This is a genomic window from Nonomuraea sp. NPDC000554, from assembly GCF_040300065.1.
In the GTDB taxonomy this organism is placed as follows: domain Bacteria; phylum Actinomycetota; class Actinomycetes; order Streptosporangiales; family Streptosporangiaceae; genus Nonomuraea.
The window spans coordinates 58,320-80,714 of record NZ_JBEPDC010000038.1 but is presented as its reverse complement, the minus strand read 5'-3'; the positions used below and the strand labels follow the sequence as shown (position 1 = coordinate 80,714).

The 22,395-nt window shown below is 71.7% G+C and carries 20 protein-coding genes; 10 read left to right on the top strand and 10 right to left on the bottom strand.

Annotation, left to right across the window (positions count from 1 at the left end):
* Positions 1–48: 48 nt before the first annotated feature.
* Positions 49–2,316, top strand: coding sequence for a HelD family protein (locus ABT294_RS45105; RefSeq protein WP_350812659.1), 2,268 nt, complete (start codon positions 49–51; stop codon positions 2,314–2,316).
* A 167-nt stretch (positions 2,317–2,483) separates the two neighbouring features.
* Here the strand turns inward: ABT294_RS45105 and ABT294_RS45100 are convergent, their stop codons facing one another.
* A complete protein-coding gene (locus ABT294_RS45100; RefSeq protein ID WP_350812658.1) occupies positions 2,484–2,936 on the bottom strand; it encodes a MarR family winged helix-turn-helix transcriptional regulator in 453 nt (150 codons plus the stop codon).
* 99 nt (positions 2,937–3,035) lie between these two features.
* On the opposite strand from ABT294_RS45100, the gene ABT294_RS45095 reads away from it, so the two are divergent.
* From ABT294_RS45095 to ABT294_RS45085, 3 genes are all read left to right on the top strand, one after another.
* Complete coding sequence (locus ABT294_RS45095; protein WP_350812657.1) at positions 3,036–6,302, top strand: efflux RND transporter permease subunit; 3,267 nt, start codon at positions 3,036–3,038, stop codon at positions 6,300–6,302.
* A gap of 127 nt (positions 6,303–6,429) precedes the next feature.
* Positions 6,430–7,860, top strand: a complete 1,431-nt coding sequence (purB, locus tag ABT294_RS45090; RefSeq protein ID WP_350812656.1) for an adenylosuccinate lyase — start codon at positions 6,430–6,432, stop codon at positions 7,858–7,860.
* On the top strand, positions 7,857–8,636 hold the full coding sequence (locus tag ABT294_RS45085; RefSeq protein ID WP_350812655.1) for a GNAT family N-acetyltransferase: 780 nt from the start codon (positions 7,857–7,859) through the stop codon (positions 8,634–8,636). Before purB ends, ABT294_RS45085 begins: the two co-directional genes overlap by 4 nt.
* Positions 8,637–8,700: 64 nt before the next feature.
* On the opposite strand, the gene ABT294_RS45080 is transcribed toward ABT294_RS45085, so the two are convergent.
* Positions 8,701–9,261 carry a helix-turn-helix domain-containing protein gene (locus tag ABT294_RS45080; RefSeq protein WP_350812654.1) on the bottom strand — a complete coding sequence of 187 codons (561 nt, stop codon included), beginning with the start codon at positions 9,259–9,261 and terminating at the stop codon, positions 8,701–8,703.
* Positions 9,262–9,332: 71 nt separating this feature from the next.
* Between ABT294_RS45080 and ABT294_RS45075 the strand changes: the two genes are divergently transcribed.
* The gene (locus ABT294_RS45075; RefSeq protein WP_350812653.1) at positions 9,333–10,619 is read left to right on the top strand and encodes an alpha/beta hydrolase; all 1,287 of its coding nucleotides are present in this window, start codon (positions 9,333–9,335) and stop codon (positions 10,617–10,619) included.
* Positions 10,620–10,724: 105 nt separating this feature from the next.
* Positions 10,725–11,753 (top strand): DUF4037 domain-containing protein, encoded by a 1,029-nt coding sequence (locus tag ABT294_RS45070; RefSeq protein WP_350812652.1) that lies wholly within the window; start codon positions 10,725–10,727, stop codon positions 11,751–11,753.
* A gap of 56 nt (positions 11,754–11,809) precedes the next feature.
* On the opposite strand, the gene ABT294_RS45065 is transcribed toward ABT294_RS45070, so the two are convergent.
* The 4 genes from ABT294_RS45065 to ABT294_RS45050 form a co-directional block, all read right to left on the bottom strand.
* Positions 11,810–12,595 carry an SRPBCC family protein gene (locus tag ABT294_RS45065; protein ID WP_350812651.1) on the bottom strand — a complete coding sequence of 262 codons (786 nt, stop codon included), beginning with the start codon at positions 12,593–12,595 and terminating at the stop codon, positions 11,810–11,812.
* Positions 12,592–12,897, bottom strand: a complete 306-nt coding sequence (locus tag ABT294_RS45060) for an ArsR/SmtB family transcription factor (RefSeq protein WP_350812650.1) — start codon at positions 12,895–12,897, stop codon at positions 12,592–12,594. Before ABT294_RS45060 ends, ABT294_RS45065 begins: the two co-directional genes overlap by 4 nt.
* A 142-nt stretch (positions 12,898–13,039) precedes the next feature.
* Entirely contained in the window at positions 13,040–14,362 is a 1,323-nt protein-coding gene (locus tag ABT294_RS45055; RefSeq protein ID WP_350812649.1) for an RNA polymerase sigma factor, read from the bottom strand.
* Positions 14,363–14,779 (bottom strand): YciI family protein, encoded by a 417-nt coding sequence (locus ABT294_RS45050; RefSeq protein WP_350812648.1) that lies wholly within the window; start codon positions 14,777–14,779, stop codon positions 14,363–14,365. It abuts the gene before it with no gap.
* Between the two features lie 156 nt (positions 14,780–14,935).
* On the opposite strand from ABT294_RS45050, the gene ABT294_RS45045 reads away from it, so the two are divergent.
* Together ABT294_RS45045 and ABT294_RS45040 are read left to right on the top strand one after the other, a co-directional pair.
* Entirely contained in the window at positions 14,936–15,718 is a 783-nt protein-coding gene (locus ABT294_RS45045) for a MerR family transcriptional regulator (RefSeq protein ID WP_350812647.1), read from the top strand.
* Positions 15,715–16,227, top strand: coding sequence for a hypothetical protein (locus tag ABT294_RS45040; protein ID WP_350812646.1), 513 nt, complete (start codon positions 15,715–15,717; stop codon positions 16,225–16,227). The genes ABT294_RS45045 and ABT294_RS45040 overlap by 4 nt, the downstream gene beginning before the upstream one ends.
* A gap of 126 nt (positions 16,228–16,353) precedes the next feature.
* On the opposite strand, the gene ABT294_RS45035 is transcribed toward ABT294_RS45040, so the two are convergent.
* Together ABT294_RS45035 and ABT294_RS45030 are read right to left on the bottom strand one after the other, a co-directional pair.
* Positions 16,354–17,340: an alpha/beta fold hydrolase gene (locus ABT294_RS45035; RefSeq protein ID WP_350812645.1), complete on the bottom strand. Its 987-nt coding sequence runs from the start codon at positions 17,338–17,340 to the stop codon at positions 16,354–16,356.
* Between the two features lie 200 nt (positions 17,341–17,540).
* Positions 17,541–17,672: a hypothetical protein gene (locus tag ABT294_RS45030; RefSeq protein WP_350812644.1), complete on the bottom strand. Its 132-nt coding sequence runs from the start codon at positions 17,670–17,672 to the stop codon at positions 17,541–17,543.
* A gap of 45 nt (positions 17,673–17,717) precedes the next feature.
* Here ABT294_RS45030 and ABT294_RS45025 point away from each other — a divergent pair, with 45 nt between their 5' ends.
* Positions 17,718–17,972 (top strand): helix-turn-helix domain-containing protein, encoded by a 255-nt coding sequence (locus ABT294_RS45025; RefSeq protein ID WP_350812643.1) that lies wholly within the window; start codon positions 17,718–17,720, stop codon positions 17,970–17,972.
* Between the two features lie 194 nt (positions 17,973–18,166).
* Here the strand turns inward: ABT294_RS45025 and ABT294_RS45020 are convergent, their stop codons facing one another.
* Positions 18,167–19,780, bottom strand: a complete 1,614-nt coding sequence (locus ABT294_RS45020) for a glycosyltransferase family 39 protein (RefSeq protein ID WP_350812642.1) — start codon at positions 19,778–19,780, stop codon at positions 18,167–18,169.
* Between the two features lie 512 nt (positions 19,781–20,292).
* Between ABT294_RS45020 and ABT294_RS45015 the strand changes: the two genes are divergently transcribed.
* Positions 20,293–21,228 carry an aminoglycoside phosphotransferase family protein gene (locus ABT294_RS45015; RefSeq protein ID WP_350812641.1) on the top strand — a complete coding sequence of 312 codons (936 nt, stop codon included), beginning with the start codon at positions 20,293–20,295 and terminating at the stop codon, positions 21,226–21,228.
* A 97-nt stretch (positions 21,229–21,325) separates the two neighbouring features.
* Here ABT294_RS45015 and ABT294_RS45010 read toward each other — a convergent pair whose 3' ends face one another.
* Positions 21,326–22,345, bottom strand: coding sequence for a tyrosine-type recombinase/integrase (locus ABT294_RS45010; RefSeq protein WP_350812640.1), 1,020 nt, complete (start codon positions 22,343–22,345; stop codon positions 21,326–21,328).
* Between the last annotated feature and the right edge of the window lie 50 nt (positions 22,346–22,395).

The following is a 22,395-nucleotide window of genomic DNA, read 5'->3' as shown; positions in this document are numbered from 1 at the left end:
CCTTTCGATGAAGCCTCGACAGACCTCCTGTTAGGAGTATAGCACGGAATGGTTAATCGTCAAGATGCGTTCGCTGAAGCCCTTGACATCGAGCAGGGCACGATCTCCATGCTCTACGGCAGGCTCGACGCTGCCAGGGAGCGGGCGCAGTCGGCGCTGCGCGACGCGTACGGGCGGGGCCCCGGCTCGCGCCAGGCGATGGTCGAGCGCGAGGTCGCCGCGGCCGAGCAGGCACGGCGGCTGGCGCAGCTCAACGGGGTCGAGCGCGGCCTGTGCTTCGGCCGGATCGACGACACCACGGGCGAGACCACCTACGTCGGCCGGATCGGGCTGCGTGACGAGGAGCACGAGTCGGTCCTGATCGACTGGCGCGCCCCGGCCGCCCGTCCGTTCTACGTGGCCACCGCGAGCGACCCCGGCGGGCTGCTGCGCCGCCGCCACCTGCACCTGCGCGACCGCGCGGTGGTCGGCCTGGACGACGAGGTCTTCGACCTCGAGCGGATGAGCGAGGGCGACCGCCGCACCCTGGTGGGGGAGGCGGCGCTGCTGGCCGCGCTGCGCAGGGGCCGCACCGGCCGGATGGGCGACGTGGTGGCCACGATCCAGACCGAGCAGGACCGGGTGATCCGCGCCGGCCTGCAGGGGGCCCTGGTCGTGCAGGGCGGGCCGGGCACCGGCAAGACGGTCGCGGCGCTGCACCGCGCCGCCTACCTCCTCTACACCCACCGCGACGCGCTGGAGCGGCGCGGCGTGCTGGTGGTGGGCCCGAACACGATGTTCCTGCGCTACATCGGCCAGGTGCTGCCCGCGCTGGGGGAGACGCAGGTGGTGATGGCGACGGTCGGCGAGCTGTTCCCCGGCGTGCGCGCCACGCTGGCCGACGCGCCGGCGGCGGCGGTGGTCAAGGGCGACCCGCTGATGGCCACGGTGGTGGCGGGGGCGGTGCGCGAGCGTCAGCGGGTGCCCGCCGGTGACCTGCTGGTCGACTACGACGGACTGCGGCTGCGGGTGCCGCACGAGGTGTGCGTGCGGCTGCGCGACCGGGCCCGCGCGGTCCGGCTGCCGCACAACATGGCGCGCAAGCTGTACGTCACCGAACTGCTGAAGGAGCTGGCGCTGGCCGAGGCCCGCGCGGTGGAGGAGGCGCTGCACCTGAAGGAGGTGGCCCTGGACGACCCCGAGCTGGCCGACTCGCTCGACCTCGACCGCGACCTGGACGAGGTGGACCTGGCCCTGGCGTCGGAGCGGCTGTGGTCGCAGCCGGAGGTCCGCCAGGCGGTCGACGATCTGTGGCCGGAGCTGACGCCGCAGCGGCTGATCTCCGAGTTGCTGGCCTCGCCGGACACGCTGTGGTCGGTCTCGCCGTCCGGCCTGGAATGGCAGGACGTGGTGCGCCCGCTGGAGGCGGAGTTCACGGTGGACGACGTGCCGCTGCTGGACGAGGCCGCGGAGCTGCTCGGCGAGGACGACTCGTCCTCGCGCAGGGACAGCCGTGACCTGGAGGCCGACTGGGAGGAGCAGGAGCTGTACGCCCGCGAGGTCCTGGAGACGACCGGGCTGCTGGAGGAGGGCATCTTCACCGAGGCGAACCTGCTGGCCGAGCGCAACGCCGACGCCGGCGCGGAGCTGAGCACGGCCGACCGCGCGGCGGCCGACCGCACCTGGGCCTACGGCCACGTGATCGTGGACGAGGCGCAGGAGCTGTCGCCGATGGCGTGGCGGATGGTGATGCGCAGGGTCCCGGCCAAGTCGCTGACGGTGGTCGGCGACCTGGCCCAGACGGGTTCGGCCGCGGGTGCCCGCTCGTGGGGCGAGGTGCTCGATCCGCACCTGCAGGGCCGCTGGCGGGAGGAGCGGCTGCTGGTGAACTACCGGACCCCGGCGGAGATCATGCGGGTGGCGGCGGACGTCCTGCACGCCCTGGACCCGGGCCAGCAGCCGCCGGAGTCGGTCCGCGAGGGCGAGGCGCAGCCGCGCGCGCTGCGGCTGGGGGCCGGGGAGCTGCCGGCGCTGGCAGAGGCGGAGCTGGCCGAGATCGGCGAGGGCCGCCTGGGGATTCTCACCCCGGACGCCCGGCACGGGGAGATCGCCGCGCTCTTCCCCGAGTCGGACCTGGAGGCGCCGGTGGTGGTGCTGACGGTCACCCAGGCCAAGGGGCTGGAGTTCGACGCGGTCGTGGTGGTCGATCCGTCGGCCATCCTGGGCCAGTCGCCGAGGGGGGTCCAGGACCTGTACGTGGCGGTGACGCGGGCGACCCGGCGGCTGACGGTCGTCCACGAGGGCGACCTGCCGGCGATGCTGTCGCGCCTAGCTTAGAAATCTACTTTGTAAAGGCGGGGGGCTCCGGCAGTTCCCCGCCTCACCAACCCGCAACCCCTCAACGACCTGGCGCAGCTCCAGGGGAGCGGGTGACGGTCCACCCGCCCACCGGGCCCTGGAGGCCGGTGGGCGGCGGGGGAAGCAGGTCGTCCGACTCGCCCGGGTCAGGGGTTGAACAGCTCGTCGGCGACGGCGCGGATGCGGCGGGTGACGAGTTCCAGCGCGCGCAGCGTCTCGGTGTCGAGGTGCGCGACGATGCGGCGGTACTGCTGCAGGCCGGCGTCCTGGATCTCCTCGACCAGCTTGGCGCCGGCGCCGGTGAGTTCCACGCGGCGCACGCGCCGGTCGTGCGGGTCCTCGTGCCGACTGACGAGGCCGGCGGTGACGAGCCTGTCGACGATGCCGGTGACCGTGCCGAGGCCGACGCCGAGGTCCTGGGCGAGGTCCTGGCCGGAGGCCGAGCCGTTGAGTGACAGCAGCATGACGACCTTGAGTTGCCGCATGGTCAGGTTGGAGGTGAACAGGGGCGAGGGGTGCCTGGCGAAGGCCCGGCCGAGGTCACGCTGGGTTTCGGTGATCCGTTGGATCAGGTCGTCGCGTTCGTCGTCCACACTCACCTCTCGCTTCCTGAGAAGGTTATCAGGAATGCCAAGGTGAGTTAAATATTCGTGCAAGGCGAAGTGTTAGTCTGGGCCGAACTCTTGAAAGGGACCTCCATGACCGCTTTCGCCCGGTTGAGCCTTGCCAACCGCAGCCTTGTGATCCTGGTCGCGGTCGTGCTCAGCGCGTTCGGCGCGTTCACGATCCCGCAGTTGAAACAGCAGTTGTTGCCGTCGCTGGCGTTCCCGGGCGCCTTCGTGATCGCGCCGTACCCCGGTGCGTCGCCGGAGATCGTGGAGGACCAGGTCACCAAACCGCTCGAGGACTCCTTCCAGGGCCTTGCCGGCATGGAGCAGATGACCTCGACCTCGAAGGAGGGCCTGGCGCAGATCCAGGTGGCCTTCGAGTACGGCACCGACATCGAGTCGTCGGTCAGCAAGATGCAGCAGGCGGTGAGCCGGATCCAGGCGCAGCTGCCCGCCAACGTCGACCCGCAGGTGGTGGCGGGCAACACCGACGACATCCCGGTACTGGTGCTGGCGGTGGGCGACGGCGGCGACGAGCGGGCGATGGCCGACAAGCTGCGCCGCATCATGCTGCCGGAATTGCAGGGCGTCAAGGGCGTGCGGGAGGCGACGGTCACGGGCACCCGTGACGAGGTCGTCACGATCACGCCGGACGAGAAGAAGATGGCCAAGGCGGGGGTGTCGCCGACGCAGATCCCCGACGTGCTGAAGGCGAACGGAACGCCGATCCCGGCGGGCACCCTGACCTCTGACAGCAGGTCGCTGACGGTGCAGGTGGGCCAGCGGGTCGACTCGGTCGCCAAGCTGAAGAGCCTCTACCTCACCCCCACCCAGCCGCAGGCCCCACCCCAGACCGCACAGCCCCAGACGGCTCAGCCACAGGGCCGCCCCCAGACCGGGCAGCGGCCGCAGTCCGGGCAGCCGGGCGTGCCGCAGGCGGTGGTGAAGCCCAAGCCGCTCAAGCCGGTCAAGCTGGGGGACGTCGCCACGATCGAGCGCGGCCTGGCCGACCCGACGACGATCACCCGTACCGACGGCAAGTCCAGCCTGGGCGTGTCGATCACGATGACGCCCGACGGCAACGCGGTGACGATCTCCCACCAGGTGCGCGAGAAGCTGCCCGAGCTGACCAAGCAGCTGGGCGACTCCTCCGACACGGCGGTGGAGGTCGTCTTCGACCAGGCGCCGTATGTGGAGAAGTCGATCGAGAGCCTCACCACGGAGGGCCTGCTCGGCCTGGCGTTCGCGGTGCTGGTGATCCTGGTGTTCCTGCTGTCGGTGCGCTCGACGCTGGTGACGGCGGTGTCGATCCCGCTGTCGCTGGTGATCGCGCTGATCGTGCTGTGGGCGGGCGACTACTCACTCAACATGCTCACGCTGGGCGCGCTGACGATCGCGGTGGGCCGGGTGGTGGACGACTCGATCGTGGTCCTGGAGAACATCAAACGCCATCTCGGCTACGGCGAGGCCAAGCGGACGGCGATCCTGTCGGCGGTGCGCGAGGTGTCGGGCGCGGTGACGGCGTCCACGCTGACGACGGTGGCGGTGTTCGCGCCGATCGCGGTGGTCGGCGGCATGGTGGGCGAGCTGTTCAGCCCGTTCGCGATCACGGTGTCGGTGGCGTTGCTGGCCTCGCTGGTGGTGTCGCTGACGGTGGTGCCGGTCCTGGCGTACTGGTTCCTCAAGGCGCCGAGTCTGACGCCCGAGCAGGCGCGGGCGCAGCGTGAGGCGGCCGAGGCCAAGGAGCTGCGCAGCCCGTTGCAGCGCGCCTACCTGCCGGTGCTGCGTTTCGCGACCCGGTTCAAGCTGGTGACGGTGCTGATCGGGCTGGCGGTGTTCGTCGGCACGATGGGGCTGGCGGGCCGGCTGCAGACCAACTTCCTGGACTCCACCGGGCAGAACACGATCTCGATGACCCAGAAGATGCCGGTCGGCACCGACCTGGCCACCACCGACAAGGCGGCCAAGAAGGTCGAGGACGCGCTGTCGGGCCTGGACGGCGTGGAGTCGTACCAGGTGAACGTGGGCGGCGGCAACGCGATGCAGGGCGGTGTCGGCGGCAGCACGGACCGCGCGTCCTACTCGGTCACCGTCAAGGACGGCGTCGAGACGCCGCGGCTGGAGCAGGCGCTGCGTGACAAGCTGGCCACCCTGTCGGGGGTCGGCGAGGTCACGGTCGGCGGTGGCGGGGGCGGCGGGTTCTCCTCCGACACGATCGACGTGATCGTGCGCGCGCCCGACAACGAGTCGCTGAAGATCGCGGCCGACGCGGTCAAGGCCGCGATGGGCGAGGTGCCGGGGCTGCGGGACCTGTCGTCCAACCTGGAGGCGAGCGCGCCGCGGATCGAGGTGCGGGTCGACCGGGAGAAGGCGGCGGCCAAGGGCCTGTCGGAGGCGCAGGTCGGGCAGGCGGTGGCGCAGGCGTTCCGCGGCGCGTCGCTGGGCCAGATCACGCTGGACGGCCGGGCCAGCGACGTGGTGCTGCGCGGCGGCGACGCGCCTGGCGACGTGGCGGCGATCGAGAAGCTGAAGCTGGCGACGGCGACGGGGACGGTGAAGCTGTCGTCGGTGGCCGACGTGGAGCAGGTGGCCGGCCCGACGCAGGTGACCCGCATCGACGGCGACCGTTCGGCCACGGTGTCGGCCAAGGCGACCGGCAGCGACCTGGGCAGTGTCACCCAGACCCTGACCACGAAGCTGAACGGGGTGACCCTGTCGGCGGGCGCCTCGTACAAGATCGGCGGCGCCTCGGCCGACCAGGCGCAGGCGTTCTCCGACCTGGGCCTGGCGATGCTGGCGGCGATCGCGATCGTCTTCATGATCATGGTGGCGACGTTCCGCAGCTTCGTGCAGCCGCTGATCCTGCTGGTGTCGATCCCGTTCGCGGCGACGGGCGCGGTCGGCCTGCTGGTGGCGACGGACACGGCGATGGGCGTCCCGGCGCTGATCGGCATGCTGATGCTGATCGGCATCGTGGTGACGAACGCGATCGTGCTCATCGACCTGATCAACCAGTACCGGGACCAGGGCATGGACGTGGTGGAGGCGGTGATCGAGGGCGGCAGGCGCAGGCTGCGGCCGATCCTGATGACCGCGGTGGCCACGATCTGCGCGTTGACGCCGATGGCGCTCGGAGTGACCGGTTCGGGCGGGTTCATCTCGCAGCCGCTGGCGATCGTGGTGATCGGCGGGCTGATCTCCTCGACGCTGCTGACGCTGGTGCTCGTCCCGACCCTCTACGTCTTCGTGGCGAGGACGGGTCAGCGTTTGCGCCGCAACCGCCCCGATGGCGGCGAGGGCGTCCGTCCGGATGCCGACGCTGAGGGACGAGCGGATCTGGCCGGTCATCCGGCGTGAGATGAGGGAAGGAAGCCCCGGCCGCCCGCCGGGGCTTCCGCGTTCCGCCCGCCGGCGGGCCGAGGACACGCGCCCCGGCCCGCCCGGTCTGCGGGCAGGTGGACCAGGGTGAATAGACTTGTCCGACGTGACTTCCAAGCCGCATATCCCTGACGTCCTGGCCGCCCGCTACGCCTCGCCCGAGCTGGCCCGGCTGTGGTCCCCCGAGCACAAGGTGATCGCCGAGCGGCGGTTGTGGCTGGCGGTGCTGCGAGCACAGGCCGAGCTGGGCGTCGCGGTGCCCGAGGGCGCGATCGGCGCCTACGAGAAGGTGGTCGAGCAGGTCGATCTGGCCTCCATCGCGGCGCGTGAGCGGGTGACGCGCCACGACGTGAAGGCGCGCATCGAGGAGTTCAACGCGCTGGCCGGGCACGAGCAGGTGCACAAGGGGATGACCTCGCGTGACCTGACGGAGAACGTGGAGCAGCTGCAGGTGCGCGACAGCCTGCTGCTGGTGCGTGACCGGGTGGTGGCGTTGCTGGCCAGGCTGGCGACCTTGGCCGAGGAGCACGAGGCCACGGTGGTGGCGGGCCGCTCGCACAACGTGGCCGCGCAGGCGACGACGCTGGGCAAGCGGTTCGCCTCGGCGGCCGATGAGCTGCTGGTGGCCTACCGGCGGCTGGAGGAGCTGATCGCCCGTTACCCGCTGCGCGGCGTCAAGGGCCCGGTCGGCACCGCCCAGGACATGCTGGACCTGCTGGGCGGCGACCGCGGCAAGCTCGACGAGCTGGAGGGCCGGGTGGCCGGCCATCTGGGGTTCTCGCGCCGCTTCACCAGCGTGGGGCAGGTGTATCCGCGCTCGCTCGACTTCGAGGTGGTCACCGCGCTGGTGCAGCTGGCGGCCTCGCCGTCGTCGCTGGCCAAGACGATCCGGCTGATGGCCGGGCACGAGCTGGTGACCGAGGGGTTCAAGGAGGGGCAGGTCGGCTCGTCGGCGATGCCGCACAAGATGAACACCCGCTCGTGCGAGCGGGTCAACGGCCTGACAGTGGTGCTGCGGGGTTACGCCTCGATGGTGGGCGAGCTGGCGGGCGACCAGTGGAACGAGGGCGACGTGTCGTGCTCGGTGGTGCGCCGGGTGGCGCTGCCGGACGCGTTCTTCGCCTTCGACGGGCTGGTGGAGACCATGCTGACGGTGCTGGACGAGTTCGGCGCGTTCCCGGCGGTGATCTCGGCCGAGCTGGACCGCTACCTGCCGTTCCTGGCGACGACGAAGATGCTGATGGCCTCGGTCCGGGAGGGGATGGGCCGCGAGCAGGCGCACGAGCTGATCAAGGAGCACGCGGTGGGCGCGGCGCTGGCGATGCGTTCGCGTGGCGCGTCCAACGAGCTGCTGGACCGGCTGGCGGCCGACGAGCGGTTCCCGCTGGATCGCGACCGGCTGGAGGCGCTGCTGGCGGATCGGGTGTCGTTCACCGGCGCGGCGGCCGATCAGGTGGAGGCGGTCTCGCAGCAGGTGGGCGAGGTCGTCGCGGCGCACCCGGAGGCGGCCGCCTACCGCCCGGGCGCGATTCTGTGATCAGAGAGCTGTTAACGCTGGATGAGGTGCGGGCCGCGGGCGGCGACGACGACCTGCTCGTGTGGGCGGCGCAGCGGCTGTCGGGCGGCGCGCGGGCGTGGGCGCTGGGCGACGCGGTGGTGGCGGCGGGGCCCGGCGCGTCCCGCCGTGACCGGCTGGGGGTCTGGGGCGGTACGTCCTGCGCGGTCGAGCTGGTGCGGCATGCCCTGGCGGAGGTCGGCCCGACGTTTCGCCCGTTCGGTGAGGCGGGCCTGATGGCCGAGGTGGCGGCCGAGTTTGACGGCGTCGAGGTCGCCGGCGGGTTCTCGTGGATGAGTCTCGGCGTCCTGCCCGCCCCCGCCGACGTGCCCGCCGCCGCCCCCGCCGGCGTGGCGGTTGACGAGACGGGTGGCGGCGTTGTCGGCTGGCTGGGCGGCGACGCGGACGCCGAGGTCGCGGCGTTGCTGGCGGCCGGCGCCCCCGACTCCTACGCGGTGCCGGGCGCGGCGGGCGTGAGCCGCTGGGCCGGGCTGCGGATCGGCGGCGGCCTGGCGGCGGTGGCGGCCGACGCGTGGAGCGCCCCGTCGGTGGGGCTGCTGGCCGGGGTGGCCACCGCGGCCGCGTTCCGGGGCCGGGGCCTGGCCGGGCGGGTATGCCGGTGGGTGTCGCGCGAGCTGGTGGCCGCGCACGGCCGGGCGGCGCTGATGGTGGACGACGACAACTCCGCGGCGATCGCCGTGTATGAGCGGATCGGCTACAGCCGCCGCCGCGTCCTGGCCTGCCACGTTACGACCTAGCCGCCCCCGGGAGTCCGTCCGAGAGCTGGGCCCTGACCACGGCGGGAAGCGGTCGTCCGTGCGCTCACCCGGTGCCGGGGTCGGCGGGGGGTTGTTCGATCGGGAAGAAGATCGGGCTGAGCAGGTACTGTGCGCGGTCCTGCCCCGGCTGGTTGGCCAGGCGGGGCAGGATCACGCGGCGCAGCTCGCCGATCATCTCCTCCAGCTCGCCACGGTTGAGCCAGACGGCGTGCTGCCGGTAGCCGACGAGGTCCGCCACCGGGTCGGCGTTGTCGCGGGCGAGGTAGGCGTTGAACTCGGCGACCAGGACGGCCATGGACGTGGCGAACACGCGCTGGTGGTCCTCGGGCGACAGGGACGCGACCGCGTCGGCGTCGACGACGACCCGGTCGAGGCGTAGCCGGTATCGGCGTTCCACCGCGCCACGTACCCGCCTCTCGTCGGCCACCTCCAGGATTCCGCTGGCCGCGAGCAGGTCGACGTGCCGGTAGAGCATGGCCTTCGAGGCGTCGGGGATCCGGGCGCACAGCTGAGCGGTGGTGAGCGCGCGCCCTCCGCGCATCGCGTGCACGATCCGCAGCCGCACCGGATGTGCCAGCAGCTCCAGCAGCTTCAAGGTGTCCACCACCCAACTTTCTCATGCTGTGCTACTGTTCGCAAAAAATGAGAAAGGTTGGGCTCGGGATGACGCTCGGGATGACAAGGGACCCGGCGGCGCTCGCCACGGCGGTCGTCGAGATGGCGCGGAACGGACGCTTCGCGGACATCGAGGAGTTGTTCGCCCCGCCGCTGCGCGCGGTGGTGTCCGCTGAGACGCTGCGAGTCGAATGGGAGGGCCGCACCTCCAGGATCGGGCCGATCTCCGCGGTCGGGACGCCGGTCAGCGAGCCGGTCAAGACGGGGCTGGTCCGGGTGAGCGTCCCGGTGACGTGCGAGCGCGACGGGCTCACGGTGGTCATGTCGGTCGACGAGGCGGGCCTGCTGCAGGGCCTGCGGCTCGCGCCCGCGCGCACCGCGTCCTGGACGCCGCCGTCGTACGCCCGCCGCAAGAGGTTCGACGAGCACGACGTCACCGTGGGCTCCGGCGACCTGGCCGTGCCCGGGACGTTGAGCCTGCCGCACGGGCACGGCCCGCGTCCCGGCGTGGTGTTGCTCAGCGGCGGCGGACCGTTCGACCGCGACGAGACCGCCGGCCCCAACAAGCCGCTCAAGGACCTGGCCTGGGGGCTGGCCGGCCGGGGCGTGGCGGTGCTGCGCTTCGACAAGGTGACCCACGCCCACGCCGACCGGCTGGCGCAGGACTTCACGATGTCGGACGAGTACGTCCCGCACGCGGTCGCCGCCGTCCGCCTGCTCCAGCGCCATCCGGACGTCGATGCCGCGCGGGTGTACGTCGCCGGCCACAGCATGGGCGGCAAGGTCGCCCCGAGGGTCGCCGCCGCCGAACCGTCGGTGGCCGGTCTGGTGCTCCTGGCGGGTGACGCCCAGCCGATGCACCAGGCCGCCGTCCGTGTCGTCCGCCACCTCGCCTCGCTGGACCCGGGCGCGCAGGCCGCCGTCGAGATGATCACGCGGCAGGCGGCGATGGTCGAAAGCCCCGACCTGTCGCCCGGCACGCCCGCCGCGGAACTGTTGTTCGGCTATTCGGGTGCGTACTGGCTGGATCTGCGCGGCTACGACCCCGTGGCGGCCGCGGCGGCGCTGGACAAGCCGATGCTCATCCTGCAGGGCGGCCGCGACTACCAGGTGACCGTCGCCGACGATCTCTCGCGGTGGCGCGCGGGTCTCGCCGACCGGCCGGACGTCACCATCCGCGTCTACGACGCCGACGACCACCTGTTCTTTCCCGGCTCGGGCCCGTCCACGCCCGCGGACTACGACTCGCCCCAGCACGTCGATCCGGCCGTGGTCGCCGACATCGCCGACTGGCTGGCCCCCCGCCAGGGGCGCATCACCCGGCTCGTCTCCGGCTTCACGCGCTGACCACGTGACCGCTGGAGAACGAGCCATGTGCCGCGGGCTCGTCTGTGGCGAGGGCCGGAAAACCGGGTGAGGTTCGTGGGGGGCTCAGGCACAGTGGGCGGTGTGATGTCCGATTTTGTACCTGGTATTGATCTGTCCCGTGCCTTCTACGCCGAGGTGGTGTCCCCGCTGGTGTCCGGGGTGCCGCACAGTGCCGCGCTGATCGGGCCGGGCTCGGAGGTTCTGGAGTTCGACACCGACCGCTCGGCCGATCATGACTGGGGTCCGCGGGTTCTGGTGTTCGTGGAGCCGGGGGCGGTGGCCGAGGTGGAGGCGAAGGTGGCCGCCGGGCTGCCCGGACGCTTCCGGGGTTTGGCGACCGTGTTCGACTACCACGGCGAGGTGCGTCCCGGTGTGGTGGTGGCCGAGCTGGGGGAGTGGCTGGTGGCGCGGCTCGGGTTCGACCCGCGCCGGCAGATGTCGCTGCTGGACTGGCTGTCGGTGCCGTGGCAGGCGCTGGCCGAGGTGACGCGTGGCGAGGTGTTCCACGACGGGCTGGGCGGCCTTGAGACGGCGAGGGCGGCGCTGCGCTGGTATCCGCAGGACGTGTGGCGTTACGTCCTGGCCTGCCAGTGGCGCCGCATCGCCCAGGAGGAGCCGTTCCCGGGGCGGTGCGGCGAGGTGGGCGACGAGCTGGGTTCGGCGGTGGTGGGGGCGCGGCTGGCACGGGAGGTGATGCGGCTGGCGTTGCTGCTGCGCCGGCGCTACCCCCCGTACGCCAAGTGGCTGGGCAGCGCGCTGGTGCGGATGCCGGGTTCGACGGAGCTGGGCCAGGGGCTGGCGCGGGCGCTGGCGGCCAGGTCGTGGCGGGAGCGGGAGGAGGGCCTGGTGGCGGCCTACGAGCGGGTGGCGGCGTTGCAGAACCGGGTGGCGCTGGCCGAGCGGCAGGACGAGCGGGTGCGGCCCTTCCACGACCGGCCCTTCCGGGTGATCGGCGGCGACCGGTTCGCCGACGCGCTGATGGCGCCGGTGACGGACCCGGTGGTGAGGGAGTTGCCGGTGGCCGGCTGCGTGGACCAGCTGTCGGACTCGGTCGACCTGCTGACGTCCCCGCGCCGCGCCCGCGCCGTGACGGCCGCCGCCCTCCGATTGTGATTTACTTTGTAAAGGCGGTGGGTGGGTAAGCTCCCGCCTTTTACCACCTCCAACCCCTACTCCGAGGAGACCAGGGTCGCCGCCAGGTCCTCGATGCGGGCGCGCCAGGCGGGCAGGGTGCTCGGGTCGCCGGTCTGGGTGATGACCAGGCGGGCGCCGTGGCCGGTGCCTGCGGTCAGCTCCCAGTGCACGGTGCCGTCCTGCGTCCCGTACTCCAGGAGCTTGGCCGCTTCCGCGCGCGTGACCGGGCCGGCCGGCGGGCCCGGGACGGTGAACGGGGCGGGCGGTGGCGCGCCGACGGTGGCCTGGTCGCCGTCGAGGGCCCGCCAGACGTCTTCGGCGGGCCGGGTGAGCTGGCGTTCGAGCCGGACGACGCCGTCCTTGACGGCGCCGGAGGTCAGGCCGAGGATCGCGACGTAGTGCTCGTGCAGGTGCGCGGTGTCGGCCGGGGTGCGGGTCTGCCTGCCGGCGAGCAGGGCGCCGAGCCCGGCGATGCAGGTGTGCCAGCCGGCGGCGAAGCTGGCGGCGCCGTAGCGGTCGGCGAAGGTGTGGGTGAAGATCAGGACGGTGCCGTCGCCGTCGGGGCGCAGTTCCCAGCGCAGTTCGTCCTGGCCCCAGGTGTGGGCGAGGACGCGGGGCGGGTCGTTGCGGGTGACCACGCCGTCGGGGCCGAAGCCGTAGGTGACCTTGTCGCCGTCGATGCGCATCTCGGCGGGGAACCAGCGGGCCAGGTGCTCGGGTTCGGTGATGGCCCGCCACACCTTGGCGGGCGGGTGGGGCAGGCGGCGTTCCATGTGCAGGGTGGTGCGGCCGTCGGGGGTGATGGTGAGTTTCTCGTTCATTCGTCCTCCATGGTGTCGAGGTGGCGTTCCAGTGAGTCGAGGCTGTCTGCCCACAGCCGCCGGTAGGGGGTGAGCCAGGCGTCGATCTCGGCGAGTGGTTGCGGGCGCAGTTCGTACCAGCGGCGCTGGGCGTCCTTGCGGACGGTCACCAGCCCGGCCTCGCGCAGGACGCGCAGGTGCTTGGAGGTGCCGGGCTGGGTGAGGCCGAGCCGGTCGGTGAGTTCGCCGACCAGGCGCGGGCGTTCGAGCAGCAGGTCGAGGATCTGCCGTCGTGCGGGCTCTGCGAGCACGTCGAAGCGCATACGGCCGAACATACGCTATCGGTTATATGCCTGCAAGCGCATGTTCAGTGGTGGAGGACCTCGCACAGGGCCTCGGCGAAACCGTCCGGGTGCGACAGGTGTGCCGGTGTCCATCGCGTCTCCCCTGGGGCGGGCCGACGGGTCACTCTAGGTCGTCGCGGCCGGTTTGGACACCTGGCACGCCGGGCGGCTCATGGTTGCGCCTTGCGGCCTGATGTGACGTCAGGCGGGCGGCTCGGGTGTGCAGGTAGCGCTGCTGGGGGAGGTTGGTGGTGCGCCGGGCGGCCGCTTGGTAGGAGTCGCGGGCCGCGGCGTGATCGCCGGTCATTTCCAGCAGGTGGGCGCGGACGGCGTGCAGGCGGTGGTCGGTGGCGATGCGCTGGTCGGTGTCGAGGTGTGCGAGCAGGGTGAGTCCGGCGTGCGGGCCGTGGGTCATGGCGACGGCGACGGCGTGGTTGAGCTTGACCATGGGGTTGTCGGTCAGGCGCATGAGCAGTTCGTACAGGGCGGTGATCTGCGGCCAGTCGGTGGCGCCCGCGTCGGGTGCTTCGTCGTGGAGTGCGGCGATCGCGGCTTGGAGCTGGTAGGGGCCGGGTGGTCCGTGGGAGAGGGCGTGGGTGACGAGGTTGACGCCTTCGGTGATGTGGCCGGTGTTCCAGAGGGTGCGGTCCTGTTCGGCCATGGGGATGAGTTCGCCGTCGGGTCCGGTGCGGGCGGGCCGGCGGGCGTCGGTGAGGAGCATGAGGGCGAGCAGCCCGGTTGTCTCGCCGTCGTCGGGCAGCAGCCGGTGGACGACGCGGGCCAGGCGGATCGCTTCGGTGGACAGTTCGGCGCGGTGCAGGCTGGGTCCTGAGGTGCTGGCGTAGCCCTCGTTGAAGATCAGGTAGAGGGCGTGCAGGACGGCGTCGAGGCGCTGCGCGCGTTGGGGGCCGGTGGGCATGGCGAAGGGGAGGCCGCTGTCTTTGACGCGTTGTTTGGCGCGGGTGATGCGCCGGGTCATGGTGGCTTCCGGGGTGAGGAAGGCGCGGGCGATCTCCGCGGTGGTCAGGCCGCCGACGGCGCGCAGGGTGAGGGCGATCTGGGAGGCGGGTGACAGGGCGGGGTGGCAGCACATGAACAGCAGGATGAGGGTGTCGTCGGAGGCGGCTGCCGGTTGGTCGGCGGCGGGGGCCGGCCGCTGGTCGGGCAGGGTCCGGCTGGCGACGGTGTCTTCGCGGCGTCTGCGGGCCTGTTCGCTGCGCAGCAGGTCGGTGAGTCTGCGTGAGGCGACGGTGATGAGCCAGGCCAGGGGGTTGCCGGGGGTGCCGTCCTTGGGCCATTGGGTGGCGGCGGCGAGGAGTGCCTCCTGGGTGGCGTCTTCGGCGGTGTCGAAGTTGCCGTAGCGGCGTACGACCGCGCCGAGGACCTGCGGCGCGAGGCGGCGCAGCAGGTCCTCGGTGTCGGTGTCGGTGCCGGTGTCGGGCATTCAGAGTTCGAGTTCGGCCTGGGATTCGGCGATCGGCCTGATGTCGGCGTAGGCGGTGGTGGTGACGTGGGGCGGGGCGGGGCAGTCGCCGAGCCGGGCGGCGATCTCGGTGGCGCGGTCGAAGCTGTCGCATTCGACGATCCAGTAGCCGGCCAGGACTTCCTGGGTTTCGGCGTAGGGGCCGTCGGTAACGACGGGGACGCCGTCCTTGGAGCCGATTCTCCTGGTGTGGACGGGGGCGGCCAGCGCTCGGGTTTCGACGAGTTCGCCGGATTCTTCCAGGTCCTTGTTGAAGGAGTCCATGAAGGCGCCCATCGCGGCGAAGTCCTCGGCGGACCAGGCGGGTTTGCCGGTGGCCTGGCCGGCCATGCCGTCGTAGTCCTGCTGCGACCCGTAGGTCAGGATCATGTACTTCATGGTGTCTCTCCTTTGTGCGGGCTCCTGTGGGGGGCGCCTGTCATCAGAGACGTCGGGGCCGCGGACGCGTTCCGGACATCGGCTCGCGGGTCTTCGCGGTCATCGTAGGGGTTCGCGGCTGGACTCTCCCCTCGTGGGAGAGCCCATGCTTGAGGTGTGGACGAGGATCTGCTGCCGATCGGGCAGTTCGCCCGGCTCAGCCGTCTGAGTGTCAAGCAGTTGCGGCACTACGACGAGCTGGGCCTGCTGGCTCCCGCTTTCGTTGACGGCGAGACGGGCTATCGCTATTACCGTGCCTCGCAGGCACGTGCGGCGTTGTCGATCGGGTTGTTGCGCTCGCTCGATGTGCCGCTGGCGGTGATCGGTCAGGTGCTGTCGGGGACGGCGGGCGCGCTGGGGGAGGTGCGTGCCTCGCTGGAGGCCGAGCTGACGCGCAGGAAGCGGACGCTGGCGTCGCTGGAGCGGGTGATGGCCGAGGGGCTGCCGTCGGCGCAGGTGCGCGTCGTCACCGAGCCGGCGCGGCGCGTGGCGGTGCTGCGTGGGCGGGCGGCGGGCCCGGATGACGTGGGGCGGGCGACCTCGGCGGCCGTGGCGCGGCTGATGGCCGAGGTCGGCGGCAGGCAGTTGATCGGGCTGTTCCCCGTCGATATGGGGGACGTGTTCGACATCGCGGTCGCCGTGGTGCTCGAACCAGGCGTCCTGTGCCCGGGCGGGGGCGCGGAGGTGGAGGTTCTGCCTGGTGGGACGTTCGCCTGCGCGACGCATGTGGGGCCTTACGACCAGATCTCGTTGACCGCGCACGCCGTGCTGGCCTGGTGTGCCGAGCGGCATCACCCGCTGGGTGGCCCGATTCGTGAGGTGTACGTGTCGGATCCGGCCGTTGTCTCGCCTGACCAGCTTGTCACTCATCTGATGATTCCTTTGGAGGAACAGTCATGACTCCTGAACTGATTACGGTGCCGTCGGTGACCTGTCTGAACGTCACCGGTCTCGGTGAGCCGGGCGGGGCCGAGCATCTGGGGGCGATGCGCGCCTTGTACACCGTCGTGTCGCAGATGGGCGGCCCTGCGGGGCCGCTGGAGGGTCTGTGGTGGGTGGAGGACGAGCGTCCGCCGCTTCAGGTGCCGCGCGAGGAGTGGCGCTGGCATCTGCTGCTGCCGCTGGCCGGGGTGCCGCAGGCGGGGGAGTTGGAGCGGGCGCGGGAGGCTGCCCGCCCGTCGGGGGCGGCGGTGGACCGGGTTCGCGTGGTGACGCAGACCGAGGGGTGGTGCGTGGAGTTGCTGCACGCGGGCCCGTTCAGCGAGGAGCATCTGTCGTTGGAGGTGATGGAGAAGTTCATGGCCGCTGAGGGCCTGGTGCGCAACGGTCCGCACCATGAGGTGTATCTGACGCCGCTGGACGATCCGTCGCCGCGCACGCTGCTGCGCCAGCCGGTCAGGAGGGCGTAGGCGCGTACGGCCGGGCGCACCGGCGGCCCGGGGCGGCCGGCGCGACCTGCACGGATGCCGCCCTGGGGCCGCCGGTCCGCTCGCGCCCGGCGCCAGTAGGCGGGCGGTGTTGCCTGGGGGGCGTGTTCAGGCGGGCAGGCGGGCGAGCCAGCTGGTCAGGATCTCGTTGACCTCCTGGTGGCGCTCCTGCTGGATCCAGTGGCCGCAGCCGTCGAGAACGTGGGAGGAGACCAGGCCGGGCAGGGTGGCGGGGTAGGCCTGGATGGCGTCGGCCATCCAGGTGGTGGAGGCGTCCAGCGCGCCGCCGATGAACAGGGACGGCTGGGTGATGGGGGCGCCGTCGAAGCGGGCGAGGTCCTCCCAGTCCCGGTCCATGTTCCGGTAGCGGTTGAGCGCGCCGCTCATACCGGTCCGTTCGAACTCGGCGGCGTAGATGTCGAGGTCGTCCTCGCTGAGCCAGGCGGGCAGCCGGCCGGAGGGGAACCGGTCGCGCAGCGTCCCGCCGGGGGAGACGAAGTGCGGGTCCGGGGCGTCGGCGGGTGGCATGGTGTCGGCGGACAGGGCGGCGTAGAAGCCGGCGAGCCAGCCGCGCACGTCCGGTTCGATCTCGGCCTCGGCCCGGCCAGGCTCCTGGAAGTAGCTGACGTAGAACTCCTGCGGCCCGCCCATTCGCGCGAAGATCTCGCTGGGGCGCGGGCCGCCACGCGGGGCGTAGGGAACGCTCAGCAGGCCGACCGCGCGGAAGACGTCGGGCCTGAGGAGCGCGGAGTTGGCGGCGATGGTGGCGCCCCAGTCGTGGCCCACGATCACCGCGCTCTGCTCGCCCAGGGCGTGCACCACGGCGATGTTGTCCTCGACGAGGTCGAGCATCCGGTAGGCGGCCACGTCCTGGGGCTTGGAGGAGCGGCCGTAGCCGCGGACGTCGAGGGCGGCGGCCCGGTACCCGGCGGCGGCCAGTGCGGGCAGTTGGTGGCGCCAGGAGTACCAGGACTCGGGGAATCCGTGCACCAGCAGCACCAGCGGTCCGGAGCCCTGCTCCACCAGGTGGATGCGGCCGGTGGTGGAGACGACCAGACGGTGTGTGGTGTCCGTGTCCGGGGCGGGGTGCGACATCAATCCTCCAGAGCGTTCGATCTGGCGTTGATGATGCGGCGGATGGTGAGGCCGCGGCGAATCCTTTTGCCGCTCTGGCAAACCGCCCTGGGATGACTGGTCGGCTCCCATGGGCGCGGAAGGGGTGGCGGTCGGGATCCTGTGCTCAGCGCCGTGGCCCGGGCCGTGCGGTGGTGACGGTGTTCGGGCAGGGCGGAGGTCTACTCGGTGGTGAGGATGTCGAGCCGGACGACTACGGCGGCGTGTTTGACGGTTGTCTGCAGGGGTCGTGCCACGATCCGGCCTGTTTCGCGCATGGCGTCGAGTTCGGCCGGTGTCTTGATCCCCACCATGGACGATAACTATACCGTATTTCTATTTGGGTATAGAATTTCGGCATGGTGCGACCACCGCTGACCCCCGAAGAGCGGCTCCGCGGCGAGGAGCTCGGCCTGATGCTCCGCCAGGCCCGAGGCGAGCGCAGCATCACCGAGGTCGCCGCCGCCGCCGGCATGTCCGCGGAAACGCTCCGCAAGATCGAGACCGGCCGCATCGCCACGCCCGCCTTCTTCACCATCGCCGCCCTGGCCGACGTCCTCGGCGTCTCCCTCGACCAGCTCGCCCTGCGCCTCAGCCCAGCCGTCCCCACGTAGACGGCCCGGCGTCCCGGTAGCAATCCACGGATACGCCGCTGATCTGCGACAACGCAAAGTCCTGGAGTTTTGCGACGACCTACGAAACGAGACCCCCTGGACAGCCGGACGTCCGAGCGCCATTTCGCATGGCCCCCGCCTGTGAAACAGGGATCAGAGAGATTCGAAATCCTCGTCCGCTTTTTCGCGGGCCGTCAACGCCGGATTCCGTTCGATGTCATAGAGCGGCCGTTCCCGTTCAGCGGCACGCGTTCGTACAGGGACAGTTGCCTGGTGCCGAATGACCAGTGGGCGCTCCGCCGGAATCTGGGATCGTCGCGCATCCGCACGCCATTGCCGTAGCTCGTCTCGCCCTCCACCACCCAGATGCGAGCCAGCCGCCCGGCGGCCCGATGCAGTTGTTCGGGTAACAGTTCGCCGAAGAACCCGTCGGCGTTCAGACTCCGGGTGTCGAGCCGGGCGACGGAGTCGGGGTAGGACAGCGTGGACATCCAATTTCCGGCGGGGACGTAGAGCACGGCGTCATCGGGGCGGGCGTTGTCCCGCAGCGTGTGAGCCAGGGCTCGGAGGTTGTCCGGCCTGCTGAGCGGCTGCCGGATGGCCACCTGGGCCGGCCCGGTGAACGCGGCAAGCACGGCCAGCGCCGCCGCGGGGATCACCAGCCGGGCGGCGGGCAACCGGGGAGCCGCCCAGGAGACGGCGTACGCGATGCCGGCGCCGGCCGCCAGGGCCAGGGCCGCGACACTGTGCAGCACATAACGCGGGTAGAAGATGGGCGGACCGATCAGCGAGATGACGACCATGAGGCCGCCGGGAACCAGCAGCCACGGCAGCGCCACCGTCCGCACGGTCAGCCGGGCCGGCGCACGCGGCGTCACCGCGACGTCGGGGGCGGCGACGTCGAGCGTCGCCACCCCCGACCGCCGCGAATCCGGCACGATGCCCGCCGTCGAAGGCCCGGTCATGCCGCTGCGGATCGTCCGCGCCTGCGGGCCGTCGCTGTGCCGACGCCAGGACATCCCCACGACGGCGAGCGCGAGGACGGTGACGATCGCCACGGGATTTCCCCCGAAGACGAGCCATCCCAGGTGCCGGACGGTGCCGAGATCCGGCCGGGGAATCCAGGACACCAGCGCGAACTGGGTGCGGGCCGCCAGGGCCAGCGGCGCCACCAGCATGCCCGCGACTCCGGCCGAGACGATCCAGTGCCGCCACCCGGCAGCCGGCGCCTTCCCCCACAGCAGGATGACCGCGTGGACGGGCAGGATGAACAGCGCGTACAGGTGCAGCCACCCGGCGACCGCCAGCATGATCGTGTAGGCCGCCCACGGCCGCCACCGGTACCGTCGATCCCGGCCTGCGTCGATCGTCACCACGAGGAGATAGGTGACACCGATCACCAGCGCGGTGACCAGCGCGTACTGCCGGGCCTCCTGGGCGTACCGGCTGACGACGGGCAGGAGCGCGTAGATCAGCCCGGCGAACAGGCCCGTCGCGGGGGAGACCAGCCGACGGCCGAGCGCGGCCAGGACGGCCGTCGCCGCGGCGGTGGCGAGCACGGAGGGAAGACGCATCGCGAACTCACTCGTGCCCGCCACCGTGGAGACGAAATGGAGCAGCACGTAGTAGAGGCCGTGCGCCAGGTCCATGTGGGCCAATATGGTGGGCAGGTCGGCCAGCGGACGGCTGGCGATCGCCACCGACACCCCTTCGTCGGCCCAGTAGGAGGGGCCGTCGATCCGCCACAGCCCCAGGGCGGCGGCGATCACGGCCGGGCCCACGATGACCAGCGCGGAAGCGTCGGGCATGCGCGTTCTCAATCTTGTCCCCCGAATCAGCGGAGCCCGAAGCCGCACTCAACGACCAGTCGCCAGTTGACACCCCGATACGGCGGGCTCGCCGTCATGATCAATAGAAGTAGGACAATACCGAAGTAGTCGCCGCGTCCCTGGTCATTTGCCTGAATCGGCCCCAGGCGGGGCCGAGCGGGCTGACCGCCGGTCGCTGATCCCAAGGATCAGACCAGGCCGCCAGGCCGCTCGGGTCGCTCGGGGACGGCAGCGGCCGCACGCAGCACGGCCTCACTCTGCAGCAGGTGAAGAATGCCGCGACGATGCTTGCCCGGTGCCGTACCCCGACACCGGAACAGGGGACCGCACCAGAGCTCCAGCTCAAGGAATTGCCCAGCCCGCAGAGGCCCCGGAAACCCCGCCACGGACGAGCGGCCGGCCGGGAAATCCGATCGACAGGCGGGCGCGCGACGCGCTGTGATGGCCCGACCGCCCGCCACCCGCAGCGGGCCGGCCGCAGGAGCCCGCTCTTGGCAACCGAGACTCCCACGGACACCCGCCCCGCGATCGACGCCGCCCTGGCCAGACGCCTGGTCGACACACAGTTCCCGCAGTGGGCCGAGCTGCCCCTGCGACGGCTCGACCCGGCCGGCTCGGACCATGTGATCTACCGGCTGGGCGAGGAACTGTCCGTGCGCCTGCCCAACCACACCGGGGCCATCGGGCAGGCCAGAAAGGAGGCCCGGTGGCTGCCCCGGCTCGCCCCGCACCTGCCACTGGCCATCCCCGTACCGGTAGGGGTGGGCGAGCCCGGCTTCGGCTATCCGTGGCCGTGGGCCGTCTCCCGCTGGCTGGACGGCGAGGTGGCGACCGTCGAGGCGCTGGCCGACTCGGCCGAGACCGCCGTCGAACTGGCGGAGTTCCTGACCGCCCTTCAGCGGTTCACGCCCGGCGACATCCCGCCCGAGGACGCCCGCGAGGACCTCACCGCCCGCCCGCTGACCGACCGGGACGACGCGACGCGGGCCGCCATCGCACACCTCGACACCGGCCCCAACGGCGCGTCCGGCACCACGTCCGGCACCGCGTTCAACACGGCGGCCATGACCGAGCTGTGGGACGCGGCGCTGAACGCCCCCGCGTGGGACCACCCCCCGCTCTGGTCCCACGGCGACCTCCACACCGGCAACCTGCTCACCGTCGGCGGACGCCTCAGCGCCGTCATCGACTTCGGCGAACTCGGCATCGGCGACCCGGCCCGCGACCTCATCATCGCCTTCACCCTGATGACCCCCAGGAGCCGGGCCATCTTCCGCGCCGCGCTCGGCGTGGACGACGCCACCTGGACCCGGGGCCGCGGCTGGGCCCTGGCCACCGGCCTGAACGCCTACACCTCCTACGCCGCCGTCAACCCCCGGGTCGCCACCCAGACCACCCGACAGATCACCCAGGCCCTCATCGGCTAGACCACACGCATCCCGCCGCCGGACCTGGCGCCCACCGGCAAGACCCTCCCGAGCCCGCGAGGCGGCAGGGCGCAACGCACGCTCGAAACGGAGCCGCTCACTGGGGAGGTTGCCTGGGCTCACGCAGCAGCGGATGCGCGCGCATCGCCACCTCCAGCTCACCCGGCAACTCGTCACGGTAGCGGCCCAGCGTCGACAGGTCGCTGTGACCCAGCACCCGGCGCACCGCGTCCATGTCGACGGCGTCGGCCAGCAGATGCGTGGCCGTCGTGTGCCGCAACCCGTGAGGGGTCACCGAACGGCGCTGCCCCGACTCCACCCTGGCCAGCACGCGATCGATCACAGCCTGGACGTCGCCACGCGCCAACCGCCGCCCCCGCCACGACAGCAGCAACGCCTTGTCCGCGCTCGCGGCGCGCCCCCGCTCCAGGTAGTCGTCCAGCACCTCGGCCACATCACGGGGGAGCGGCACGTCACGGGTACGGCCGCCCTTGCCGAAGATCCGCCAGTAGCGGACGCCGTCGTTGGTGTAGAAATCCTCGACGTTGGCCCGCACCAGCTCCGACACCCGCGGCCCCATCGTCGACAGCAGCAACACGATCACCGCGTCACGCAGGCCCGTCTGCTGGTCACGCCGCCTGCCCGGCTCAGCCGGGGCCTGACCGAGCGAACGAGCCGCGCCGATGAGCCCCTGCGCCTGCTCACGCGTCAGCGCCCGCCGCTCAGGACGCAGCCCGCCGCGCTCCCTGGCCGTCACCGTCGCCAGCGTCATCGGGTTGACCTGCACCCAGCCCGCCAGCGTCGCATGCTTGAACAGCGCCGAGATCGACCGGCGGAAACGCGCCTGCGACGACGGGCTCTGCCGCCGCCCGCCGTCGCTGCGCCGCCCGTCGGGCCTGCGGGCGAAGGCCAGCAGCAGCCCGTCGACATCCTCGCCGGTCAGGTCGTCGAGGACGGTCTGCTCGCCGGCCAGCTCCACCAATGTCGCCACATCACGCGCGTACACCTCGGCGGTGGCCTGCGACAGCGCCCCGGTCAGCGTCTTGGCGCGCACCAACTCCACATACCGGTCAGCCGCCTCCGCCACCGACACCCGCTCGAGCTCCGCAGGCCGCACCGTCACCCCTCCCTGGAAGATCCAACGAGGAGACCGTAGCGGCCCGCACC

Bases quoted from the DNA above. Each gene is read 5' to 3' on its own strand.
- ABT294_RS45050 (WP_350812648.1), bottom strand. From the start codon at position 14,779: ATGAAGTACATGATCCTGACCTACGGGTCGCAGCAGGACTACGACGGC.
- ABT294_RS45055 (WP_350812649.1), bottom strand. From the start codon at position 14,362: ATGCCCGACACCGGCACCGACACCGACACCGAGGACCTGCTGCGCCGC.
- ABT294_RS45105 (WP_350812659.1), top strand. From the start codon at position 49: ATGGTTAATCGTCAAGATGCGTTCGCTGAAGCCCTTGACATCGAGCAG.
- ABT294_RS45095 (WP_350812657.1), top strand. From the start codon at position 3,036: ATGACCGCTTTCGCCCGGTTGAGCCTTGCCAACCGCAGCCTTGTGATC.
- ABT294_RS45030 (WP_350812644.1), bottom strand. From the start codon at position 17,672: ATGGTGGGGATCAAGACACCGGCCGAACTCGACGCCATGCGCGAAACA.
- ABT294_RS45040 (WP_350812646.1), top strand. From the start codon at position 15,715: ATGACTCCTGAACTGATTACGGTGCCGTCGGTGACCTGTCTGAACGTC.
- ABT294_RS45070 (WP_350812652.1), top strand. From the start codon at position 10,725: ATGTCCGATTTTGTACCTGGTATTGATCTGTCCCGTGCCTTCTACGCC.
- ABT294_RS45035 (WP_350812645.1), bottom strand. From the start codon at position 17,340: ATGTCGCACCCCGCCCCGGACACGGACACCACACACCGTCTGGTCGTC.
- ABT294_RS45065 (WP_350812651.1), bottom strand. From the start codon at position 12,595: ATGAACGAGAAACTCACCATCACCCCCGACGGCCGCACCACCCTGCAC.
- ABT294_RS45060 (WP_350812650.1), bottom strand. From the start codon at position 12,897: ATGCGCTTCGACGTGCTCGCAGAGCCCGCACGACGGCAGATCCTCGAC.
- ABT294_RS45075 (WP_350812653.1), top strand. From the start codon at position 9,333: ATGACAAGGGACCCGGCGGCGCTCGCCACGGCGGTCGTCGAGATGGCG.
- ABT294_RS45025 (WP_350812643.1), top strand. From the start codon at position 17,718: ATGGTGCGACCACCGCTGACCCCCGAAGAGCGGCTCCGCGGCGAGGAG.
- ABT294_RS45020 (WP_350812642.1), bottom strand. From the start codon at position 19,780: ATGCCCGACGCTTCCGCGCTGGTCATCGTGGGCCCGGCCGTGATCGCC.